Raw genomic sequence first — 10,683 nt, forward strand, 5'->3', positions numbered from 1 at the left:
CAACCATATTCGTAGTATCATTCGGAGGGCCTTTGGTTACGTAGATTTTGCAGCCCTTCGTTTGCGGGTATTAACCGAGTGCGGGTGTAGTCCGTAATAATTTTCTAAGAACTTCATCTTAACATAAATCAACATGTTATTCTTATTAGGAGGTCAGGAAATTACTTTTATTTTTATAGGGTTGCTCATTTGGATTTTACCCATTATAGCCATAGTTTATTTTGCCATCCGCGTGCTGCGCGTATTGCATAAGTTGGAAAAATACCTTGATTCAAAAAAATGAATACCTTAGAATTTAAATACCTAATACTCACTCGATTCGATAGGTTTGTAGGTTTAAATTTTACCCTTAATTTTGCATTTGATTGTCTTAACAATTAACACACTCTTCTGTTTATGATTCGTTCCGTAGCCGACCGTATTTATTTGGACAATGCCGCTACCACCCGCATTGACCCCGAAGTAATTGAAGCCATGCTGCCTTGGATAATCGAGCAATACGGCAATCCTTCCTCCATTCATGGTCATGGACGCGTGGTCAAATCGGCTATCGAACAGGCGCGTAAAACAGTAGCAATGCTGCTCAATACGTCTCCTTCGCAAATTTTCTTTACTTCAGGCGGTACCGAAGCCGACAATATGGCAATTGTGTGCAGCATTGAAGATTACAACTTAACGCACGCTATTACTTCTCCTTTGGAACACCATGCGGTATTGCATACCTTGGAATACATGGCTAAGTTGGGCAAAATCAAGCTGAGCATGGTGACTGTTGATGAGAAAGGGCACGTTGATTTGGGTCATTTGGAGGAACTGTTGCGAAACAATCCTCGCTCGTTGGTTTCATTAATGCACGGCAATAATGAAATTGGCAATTTATTGGATTTGAATGCCGCCGGAGATTTGTGTGAACAATATAACGCCGTTTTTCACAGCGATACGGTGCAAACAGTCGGGCATTTACGCCATGATCTAAAGCAACTGAAAACCAATTTTATCGTAGGAGCCGCTCATAAATTTAACGGTCCCAAAGGCGTTGGATTTTTGTACGTAAACAATATCAAGATTCATCCTTATATACACGGTGGCTCGCAGGAACGGAACATGCGCGGCGGTACAGAAAATGTCTACGGAATTGTGGGATTGGCCAAAGCGTTGGAAATTGCCTACCGAGATATGGAGGCCCATCGTTCGCATTTGGAAAGTCTTAAAAAGCGAATGATTGCGGGTTTTCGTGAAAAAATTGAAGATGTTCACTTCAACGGCGATTGCGAAAATTTGGAACGCAGTAATTATACCGTTCTGAACGTAAGTCTGCCGCCTTCTGACATCAACGATATGCTGTTGTTTAATTTGGACATTGCCAAGATTTCGGCATCGGGAGGCAGTGCCTGTTCGAGTGGTTCCGAAATAGGCTCTCACGTGTTAGGAGCGCTGGGAGTATCTCCGGACCGTGGCAATGTGCGCTTCTCGTTCGGCAAATACAATACCGAAGCCGATATTGACTACGCCGTAACTACAGTGGCGGAAATGTATAAATGCGTGGTGGTATAATTTTACCATTGGATACTCACATCATCCGTTAAAGGATGCGCCATACACGTAAGTACTTGACCGAGAAAGATTTCTTCATCGGTCAAGACTTCATTATACTCCATTTCTGTACTTCCCTGCACGCACAGCGCAGCACAGGCGCCACAGCGCCCTGCACGACACGTATAGGGCAATGATAATCTGGCTTTCAATCCTGCTTCCAGAATGGTCTGATTATTATTGACTTCAATGGTTTTTGTAATTCCCTTAAAATTAAACTGTACGGGTTGAGGCGGATATTGCTTTGGGGTTGGTGACTTGGCTTCAATCACGTAAAATTCGCGGTGAATTTGGTCTTTGTCAAAACCCATCGTGAGCAACGTAATCTGAACCATCAGCATAAAATGAAAAGGCCCGCAGGTGTAAAAAAGCGCATCCTTTGGAGCCATTGTCGGCAAATATTGGCGAACCAACTCTTCCAACAACGTATTATTCAGCCTTGCCCAACGCAGATTTTTGACGTTTCCCCATAAAAAAACAACTTTCAAACGGTCTGAATAATCGCGATGCAGGGCTTGAATTTGTTCATAAAAAATGGTTGACTCAACAGATTTATTGCTGTAAATCAACGTAATATGCGTATGAGGCTCTTGGTAAAGAAGTTGTTTCAATAAAGAAAAAATAGGCGTGATTCCACTACCCGCCGCAATCAAAAACACATGTCTGGGCTGTGTTGCTTTCTCATTAATAACAAAGCGTCCCGCTGGTTCTAAAACAGGGAGTACGTCTCCAACTTTTGTATAATCAAGCAATCGGCGCGTTACGAGGCCATTGGGAACCCGCTTAATGGTAATGGCCGGCAACGCATCTACACCGGGAGTAGATGAAAATGAAAACGAACGACGAACTTCCTGTCCGTGATCATCGAAAAGCAGCGTCAGAAATTGCCCGGCTTGGTACTGAAAGCAAGATTCATCAAGGGGTTGAAAGACAAAGGTTTTAACTTCAGGAACTTCGTCAATGATTTGCGCAACGCGTAGAAGGCGGGTTGTCGGGTCCATATCATAAAAAAGGCGAGGTAAAAACCCCGCCTGTCATTATACTTTACTTAATTTCTTTATCGGGCATGAGCTCAGCCAATTTTTTGGCGAGTGCTTCTCCCCGTAGGTTTTTGCCAATGATTTTGCCGTTGGGGTCAAGAAGATAGCTGGCCGGAATGGAATTGATACCGTACTGAACCGCTACTTCGTTTTGCCAATATTTCAAATCCGAAACGTGTGACCACGTCAATTGGTCTTTTTCAATGGCTTTCAACCAAGGCTCTTTCTTTTGGTCGAGCGATACCCCCAATATGGTAAATCCTTTGTCTTTATATTGGTTATACGCTTTTACCACGTTGGGATTTTCCTGGCGGCAAGGTCCGCACCACGATGCCCAAAAATCGACCAACACATATTTTCCACGCAAAGAGGAAAGCGAAACGGGTTTTTCGTTGACGTCATTTTGGGTAAAATCCATTGCGATTTGTCCTACTCCCGTTTTCGCATTGATGTCTATTTTTTTCTTCAAATCGTTGGCAAACGTCGAAGCAAGCGCCTCTCCTTTGAGGTAGCCGTACATGCCGGCCAATTCGCTGTCTTCACCGTAGAAAAACTTACTGCGTACCAACCAGGCACTCGTCGCAGATTCGGGATTGGCCTGAACAAATTCTTTGGCTTTGGCAGAGATTTGCTCGTCAATTTTTTCTACTTGGTCACTGTATTCTTTGTACGGTTGTTTCTTTTGGTACGCATCCATGAGCGTAGCCATCACGGGACGTCTTTGGTTGTTGAGCGCCGCAATGGAAGCCGTGTATTTTGACAAATCTTCGTTCATTTTACTGCCCGAAACACTCGCATTTTCTAATTCTTCCAACGCTCCCGTAAATTTCAGGACCGCATTTTTCTCCAAAAAGAAAGAAGTTTGCGTTTTACCTACACGCAAATACGCCGTAGTAATGTCTTCGATTTGTCCTTTGAAAGAAAATTCTCCAGTAGCTGATTTAAGCGAATCAGTCGTTTTTCCGTAGCGGAGATAAATGGTTTGGTCTTTGAGGCCTTGGATGTTTCCTGTTACTGTAAATGAGGCAGGTTCGGCCAAAGCGAGCATAGGCAAAGCCAACAAACAGAGAATGAGGATTTTTTTCACAGCGAGAGCGTTTTGATTTTCAGTTGATTGTAGAAATGCAGTGGCAAGATAAAGCGTATTGCGTTAAAAGGCAAATTCTTCCTTTTTCAGCATGGATGTTTCAGTTTTTTACAAACTGTATAGTTATTGCAAATTCAGTTTCAATAGCTCGAATGAAATAGACACGATTGGGTTCCTTTTCGAATAACGAGTCAAAGTATTCTTGAGCAGTTATATTCCTGTTGTTTATGGCCTCTCTGCGTCTTTCTATATAATTTTTTCGGTCGGCAGTAAGTTCTTCATCATTCAGTTTCAAATACTTAATTAATTTATCAGCCTCTTCATCTTCAGGGTCACAAATGTATTCGCCATCAAGGTAGATGATTCGGTCTTCAAAATCATTGGCAGTGGGGTGAATAAGCGGTTGGTGTTTTAACCATCTGGGAGCACTTCCTTTCTCATTGTTCCATTGCGCTTTTACCAGAAACCAGTTTTGATACCCATCCTGCTCCGTATTTTTTAGAGTAGGGTTAAAATGCTCAATCTCTTTTTTATCAGTTCTCCCCAAATAGGTTTCTGTATAGGCACAAATAGCATTTTGTTCGGCCAACAATTGTTTTTGAATTTCTGTAGTATGATTGGGATATTTCCAACCATTGCTTACAATTACCGAATTCTTATTTTTCGTTTGTCGCCTCATACTCCAAAATTGTATTTATCGCCCAAACGCTCTCTTTCCTCCATAAAAGCCTGTTTTTTAGCTTCCTCTTTTTCAAAATGAATCAGGCTTTTTAGTTTGGTGTATCGTTCCCATGCCTTTGTTTTGGCATCACTCATATATTTTTCCAAATCGAAAATATCTCGTAATAAAGTATCCGATGAAAGTGCCTGAAAATCAACATCCACTTTTTCGATAGTAATGCCTTCTTCTTTGGTGCGATTTACTTTCAAAAGCACTGAGTTTTCAGGAGCGCCTAAAAGCGGCACTAAACTATGCGTAGAGGCAATAAACTGTACTTTAGGAAAAATCTTAGAAAGTAATTGGGGAATTTCGCGCTGCATTTTGGGATGCCAATGCAAATCCAGTTCATCAATAATGACAATACCTGCCAACTCGGAAGGATTAGTGATAGTAGGCTGAGATTTAAACAACCTAATCATCGTATCCCCTACCATTGCAATGATACTGCGGAAACCTGAGGCCAGTTGCGAAAATGATACTCTTTTGTATGTTTCTCCATTTTCAACAGGCTCTTTTTCAATGTAATAAATCCTGCGAGCCGGCACATCCACTTCAATATCAGCCAAGTAGGGTATCAATTGCAGGAATGTCTTTTTAACAGCCTCAAACTTTGGGCTTTTTTCCAAAAACCAAATCAAGAGTTCAAACTCAATATTGAGTAAAATGCCATCTGAATTGAACAAGCTGTACGTCGTTGTGCTTTTCTTAGCGATATCGTTTTGGGTTTGGTCCGTTTGGATTTGGAGGCGGGAGGGGCCGTAGCAAGCGAGATGAGGAAAAGAATCAATCGTATGGCCAACATTATGAATAACGCTTTTATTGCGATTAAAATACTCTATTCCAATACCATTATCATTATTAAAACTGGGAGAAAAAAGTGGTATATCCCCATCATTTTCTCCGACAAAACCAATGATGATAGAGCGCAAAATGGTTGTTTTCCCGTACCCATTTTCACCAATCAAAAATATCCAATTGGTATCAATAGGTAATGAATCCTTAAATTCAATGTTATAGATACCTTCATAATCTTTTACAACCAACCTTTTTAAACCGTAAGGCAGAATATTTTGGGCATTTTTAAAAGTATCCGGTGTAATTATTTTTATCAGAGTATTATTATAGTGCGTTATTTCAAAGGCCTGAATTTGTCCATAAAATTCTACTGCTTCTCGTGCCAATTTTCTTATATTTTCATCCTCAGTAGTTAACGTATAGTTGGCAGAAATTTGTTGAGTATTAACATCCACATTTATATTCAAGTCCAAAAAATATTGCTGGAAAACAGGCAGATATATCTTAGCTTTTTCTTGAAACTCATTTTCTGGCTGCCCATCTTTAATAGTCCAAATGATTCTGGTTAGGTTAAATTTTGCTAATTCCAATTGCCCTGGATTAAATGAAATCTGATTTTGATATAAATAATTTCCAAGTTCATTAATTCCTATTATAGATGACTCATATGGAAGATTATCTATTTCTTGCTTCTTTTCATCTAATTCTCCGTTCCAATTATCAAGAGTCGCGGGGTCAATTGTTGGTAATAGCTTTCCAATTTCATCAAGTTGTTTTCCTTCATTCTTAAACTTGATGAAAAGATTGTGTAGCCGTATTTCCTCTGCTTTTGTCATTATTGATAAATCGTAATACCCCCAAAAATACAGAACCACAAGAGTACTTCTTGTGGTTCTAACTAAATATATTTTAAGCTTTTACGCCACCCAGCCTTCTACCTCTTCCTTTTTCGGCATAGGAGCGTCTATTTTCAGTTTTTTTCGTAAACCGCCTAAGTCATTGAATACCTTGTTGGGATTAGCTGCTTTAAGAGCTTCGATGGTCAAAAAGCCCATTTTTTGCAAGGCAGGAATCCAAACACCTGGCACGCCCTGCGCTTCGTAATCAGAGTCCGTAGCCATTTCCACTTTCTTTTCCGGGCGCATCTGAGGAAAGAACAACACTTCCTGAATACTCGTTTGGTCGGTTAGCATCATGGTCAGGCGGTCTATTCCGATACCGATGCCGGAAGTTGTCGGCATCCCGTATTCGAGTGAGCGAATAAAGTCTTCGTCCATCGCCATTGCTTCTTCATCGCCGCGCTCGGCCAAGCGAAGCTGTTCTTCAAAACGTTCGCGTTGGTCAATCGGGTCGTTTAGCTCTGAATACGCGTTGGCAACTTCTTTTCCGTTGATAAACAGCTCAAAACGCTCCACCAAGCCCGGTTTGCTGCGGTGCTTTTTGGTCAACGGCGACATTTCTACCGGATAATCAATGATGAACGTAGGTTGAATCAAATTATCTTCCACCTTCGCACCAAAGATTTCATCAATCAATTTAGCCACGCCCATAGTGGCATCGGTTTCAATACCCCATTCTTTGCATTGCGCAATCAGTTCTTCTTCGGTTTTCCCTTCTACGTTGATACCGGTATATTTTTCAATCGCTTCAAAAATACTCAAACGCGTATAGGGCCCCACAAATTCAACTTCGTTGCCCCACGATTGTATTTTGGTTTGTCCGTTTACCGCCAAAGCCACTTTTTCCAAAAGCTGCTCGGTAAGATCCATCATCCAATGGTAATCTTTGTAGGCCACGTAAAATTCCAATGACGTAAATTCGGGGTTGTGCGTACGGTCCATCCCTTCGTTACGGAACATTTTCCCAAACTCATACACGCCGTCGAAACCGCCCACAATCAGGCGTTTGAGGTACAACTCATTGGCAATCCGCATGTACAACGGCATATCCAACGTATTGTGGTGGGTTTTGAAAGGACGCGCCGTTGCTCCCCCATGGATGGGCTGCAAAATAGGCGTTTCCACTTCCAACCAACCTTTGTCATCAAAAATCCGCCGCATGGTACTGATTACCTTAGCGCGTTTGATGAAAATATCTTTAACGTGCGGATTTACAATCAAATCCACGTACCGCTGACGGTAGCGCAGTTCGGGGTCTGTAAAACCATCGTAGGTTTTTCCATCGGCTTCTTTCACCACAGGCAACGGTTTCAGCGATTTGTTCAGAATTTTAAACTCCTGTACATGAATTGAAATTTCGTTGGTTTGGGTCGTGAATACAAAACCTTTTACGCCAATGATATCGCCGATGTCGAGGAGTTTTTTGAAAACCGTATTATAAAGTGTCTTGTCTTCGTCAGGACAAAGATCATCGCGGCGGAAATACAACTGAATACGTCCGGTGCTGTCCTGCATCTCCACAAAAGAGGCACTTCCCATGATACGGAAGCTCATCAAACGACCGGCGATTGAGATGTCCTTATAATTTAGCTTATCGTTTTCATAGTTCTTATGGATGTCGGCTGCCGTAGCATTTACCTCAAACATCTCGGCAGGATAGGGATCAATCCCCATTTTCATCAATTCTTCGCGCTTTTGGCGGCGGAGCAGTTCTTGTTCGCTTAACATTGTATTCGACAGTTTGCGGCAAATAATACCGCTCTTAGCTTTTATAAGGCCGCAAAATTAAGAAAAATAACGGTTAGTACGTGCTTTTACCAAAGCTTGCATCCGGTTTTGGTCCCTTTTTCATAAATAACTACAAAGGTAAAATTTGGTTCTAACCACTCATCAAATACCTTAATCTTTTGTCCATTTCAGCAGCGAAATTTAGGCAGAGTGCGCTACTATTATGCTATCATTTTAATATCATAACTATCATGAAAGAAAAAGAACTTACCTCTGCTTCCGGTTACTTATTATTTGGTTTAGGATTAGTGTTATGGGTAGCCGCTGTGTTTGCCCTCATTGCGAAAGCCGCTATTTTAGGCATCCTTTTGTTTTTTATCGGACTGATTTTGTTGATTGGTCTAACGGTTATTAATCCCAATGAAGCGGCCGTTGCCACTTTTTTTGGGGAATATATCGGCACCTTGAAACAGAATGGATTGCGCTGGGTAAACCCACTGTATCGTCGTCGTAAAATCAGTTTGCGGGCACGTAACTTGAATGGTCAAAAATTGAAAGTAAATGATAAAATGGGTAATCCCATTGAAATTGCGGCCGTTGTGGTATGGTTTGTAAGTGATACGGCTCAAGCCGTTTTTGAAGTGGATGATTACCAAAAGTTCGTTGATATTCAATCGGAAGCAGCCATCCGAAAATTGGCCGGTTCTTATTCTTACGACACCATTGAAGACGAAGAAGCAAGTATCACCCTACGCGATGGCTCAGGAAAAATTAACGATATGCTCGAACACGAACTACACGAACGCCTGACTCGGGCGGGAGTAGGTGTACTCGAAGCACGCATCAGCCACTTGGCGTATTCACCCGAAATCGCGGGTGCCATGCTACAACGTCAACAAGCTTCTGCCGTAGTAGCGGCTCGTAAACAAATTGTGGACGGCGCGGTTGGCATGGTCGAAATGGCGTTGGCAAAACTCTCCGAAAAAGGCATTGTTCATTTGGACGAAGAGCGCAAAGCAGCCATGGTCAGCAATCTGTTAGTGGTCCTTTGCGGTGAAAAATCCGTCAGTCTGGTCATCAATGCAGGGACTTTGTACAACTAAAATCCCCTTTGTTGTCAAATTTCAGGAATGTTTAGATAAGTGCTATCTAAACATTCCTGTTTGTGTTACTTATCAATTTCAATCCAATGGCCACCGAAAAAAAGCCGTTTGTACTCCGAATCAGTCCTGAAATGCTGAAAGAATTGGAACAATGGGCACAGGAAGAATTCAGAAGCATCAACGGCCAAATTGAGTATCTGCTTAGTGATGCGCTCAAAAAGCGACGCAGGGCGCCGGCAAAAATACCGCCTGCCAATCAACCGGAATAAAAAGTTTACTATTGAACATCGTAGAGATTATTCCTGTAATCGTATCTTTTTTTGCAGATTTACGGGAATAGTGGATTTTGAGAAGGATATGTAATTAAGCAAGTTATTGCCATAATACTTACCAATAATTTCCTTTTTTTATCGTACTGCCGACGATTATCACTTACGACCTGCTGTTTTTGTGTGCAGCATTGCTACTTTGGCAAACAATCTCAGTCAATTGTTGAAGTAATTGAGACCTTGCCTTGTTCCAAAAATTTTTAGCTCAAAAATATACCTCAGATTTTGATGTATCAGTTCTTGATGTATATTTGCGTCATGAACAACTCCCAATTATACAAAGGAAGCCTTTCGCTAATTATCTTGAAATTGCTCGAAGAAAATAAGCGGATGTATGGCTATGAAATCACTCAAAAGGTGAAAGAGCAAACCAATGGCGAATTGGTCATTAACGAAGGGGCACTGTATCCGTCATTGCACAAACTCGAAGCCAAAGGGCTGCTGACAGTAAGCATCGAGCACGTCGGCAATCGCCCCCGCAAGTACTACGCATTGACCGAAAAAGGAGAAACCGAAACAGTAAACCGTTTGGAAGAACTCACTGATTTTGTCAAACACATGCAACTGTTGTTAAATCCCAAACTGTCACTTGGCTGATGAAGAAGGAGTTAAGTTACGTTGACATCAGCCGCATTCACAGCTATGTGGAAGGCATGGGTGTAGAGTTTTATGATGTACAGGTGGAAATTGTGGATCATATTGCCTCTGTCATAGAAGAGCAAATGACTATAAAACCTGAAGAACTTTTTGATTCTACACTCTCAAAATTTACCGGCTTTGATGGTTTGGTAAATGAAAAACGCCGCCAAGTAGCGCGTCAGTACGATCGTTATATAATCCAAAGTTTGAAGTCATTTTTCAGTTGGCCCAAAGTTATTTTTACTCTTCTGTTGCTCTGGTTAATCTATTCCTTCTTAGATAAAGCTGATAATCAATTGATTGAAACAGCGAAAGACACGTCGTTTATTATAGGTTTAATAAGCACTTTAGGATATTCTGCTTTTGTTTTTATGAGGAACAACCAAGAGATGAATAAACTTTCAACCTCAAATCATATTGCTTGGTATTTCATTTTCATTCAGACTCCTCAAATATTAAATACTTTCACAAAATATGTGATAATGTATCGAGAACAATACACCTTATTATTTGCCATTACTTATTGTGTTTCGTTTTTGCTGATTTGGGCAGTTATTGAATCGTACGAAAAATTAAGGTTGTATGGCCGTGAGAAATATTTAAAGGCTTTAGCGTAAATGAAGAAGGAGTTAATACTAATTTAGAATTAGATAGTCGTATTTTTGTACAATGAAATATGAAACAAAAATAGTCGAAAGTATAGAATATTTAGTGGAACAGGAGCGCAAAAGCACTTTAGTACTGATTCG

Annotated in this window: 11 protein-coding genes; 6 read left to right on the forward strand and 5 right to left on the reverse strand. The window is 41.1% G+C overall.

Annotation, left to right across the window (positions count from 1 at the left end; genetic code table 11):
- Positions 1-133 precede the first annotated feature (133 nt).
- On the forward strand, positions 134-283 hold the full coding sequence (locus Q0081_RS26605) for a hypothetical protein (protein WP_298360774.1): 150 nt from the start codon (positions 134-136) through the stop codon (positions 281-283).
- A 113-nt stretch (positions 284-396) separates the two neighbouring features.
- On the forward strand, positions 397-1,554 hold the full coding sequence (locus tag Q0081_RS26610; RefSeq protein ID WP_298360776.1) for a cysteine desulfurase family protein: 1,158 nt from the start codon (positions 397-399) through the stop codon (positions 1,552-1,554).
- Between the two features lie 2 nt (positions 1,555-1,556).
- Here Q0081_RS26610 and Q0081_RS26615 read toward each other — a convergent pair whose 3' ends face one another.
- The 5 genes from Q0081_RS26615 to lysS form a co-directional block, all read right to left on the reverse strand.
- Positions 1,557-2,594, reverse strand: a complete 1,038-nt coding sequence (locus tag Q0081_RS26615) for a ferredoxin--NADP reductase (RefSeq protein ID WP_298360778.1) — start codon at positions 2,592-2,594, stop codon at positions 1,557-1,559.
- A 43-nt stretch (positions 2,595-2,637) separates the two neighbouring features.
- Positions 2,638-3,720 (reverse strand): TlpA disulfide reductase family protein, encoded by a 1,083-nt coding sequence (locus Q0081_RS26620; RefSeq protein WP_298360780.1) that lies wholly within the window; start codon positions 3,718-3,720, stop codon positions 2,638-2,640.
- 100 nt (positions 3,721-3,820) lie between these two features.
- Positions 3,821-4,399, reverse strand: a complete 579-nt coding sequence (locus Q0081_RS26625) for a hypothetical protein (protein WP_298360782.1) — start codon at positions 4,397-4,399, stop codon at positions 3,821-3,823.
- Positions 4,396-6,072 (reverse strand): AAA family ATPase, encoded by a 1,677-nt coding sequence (locus Q0081_RS26630; RefSeq protein WP_298360784.1) that lies wholly within the window; start codon positions 6,070-6,072, stop codon positions 4,396-4,398. Before Q0081_RS26630 ends, Q0081_RS26625 begins: the two co-directional genes overlap by 4 nt.
- Positions 6,073-6,153: 81 nt before the next feature.
- Entirely contained in the window at positions 6,154-7,863 is a 1,710-nt protein-coding gene (gene lysS, locus Q0081_RS26635) for a lysine--tRNA ligase (RefSeq protein WP_298360786.1), read from the reverse strand.
- Between the two features lie 251 nt (positions 7,864-8,114).
- Between lysS and Q0081_RS26640 the strand changes: the two genes are divergently transcribed.
- From Q0081_RS26640 to Q0081_RS26655, 4 genes are all read left to right on the forward strand, one after another.
- Positions 8,115-8,966, forward strand: coding sequence for an SPFH domain-containing protein (locus Q0081_RS26640; RefSeq protein ID WP_298360788.1), 852 nt, complete (start codon positions 8,115-8,117; stop codon positions 8,964-8,966).
- A gap of 86 nt (positions 8,967-9,052) precedes the next feature.
- A complete protein-coding gene (locus Q0081_RS26645; RefSeq protein WP_298360794.1) occupies positions 9,053-9,235 on the forward strand; it encodes an Arc family DNA-binding protein in 183 nt (60 codons plus the stop codon).
- A 318-nt stretch (positions 9,236-9,553) separates the two neighbouring features.
- Positions 9,554-9,892 carry a PadR family transcriptional regulator gene (locus Q0081_RS26650; RefSeq protein WP_298360790.1) on the forward strand — a complete coding sequence of 113 codons (339 nt, stop codon included), beginning with the start codon at positions 9,554-9,556 and terminating at the stop codon, positions 9,890-9,892.
- Complete coding sequence (locus Q0081_RS26655; RefSeq protein ID WP_298360792.1) at positions 9,892-10,551, forward strand: hypothetical protein; 660 nt, start codon at positions 9,892-9,894, stop codon at positions 10,549-10,551. Before Q0081_RS26650 ends, Q0081_RS26655 begins: the two co-directional genes overlap by 1 nt.
- Positions 10,552-10,683 lie beyond the last annotated feature (132 nt).

This window comes from Runella sp. (assembly GCF_027484545.1).
Taxonomy (GTDB): Bacteria; Bacteroidota; Bacteroidia; order Cytophagales; family Spirosomataceae; genus Runella.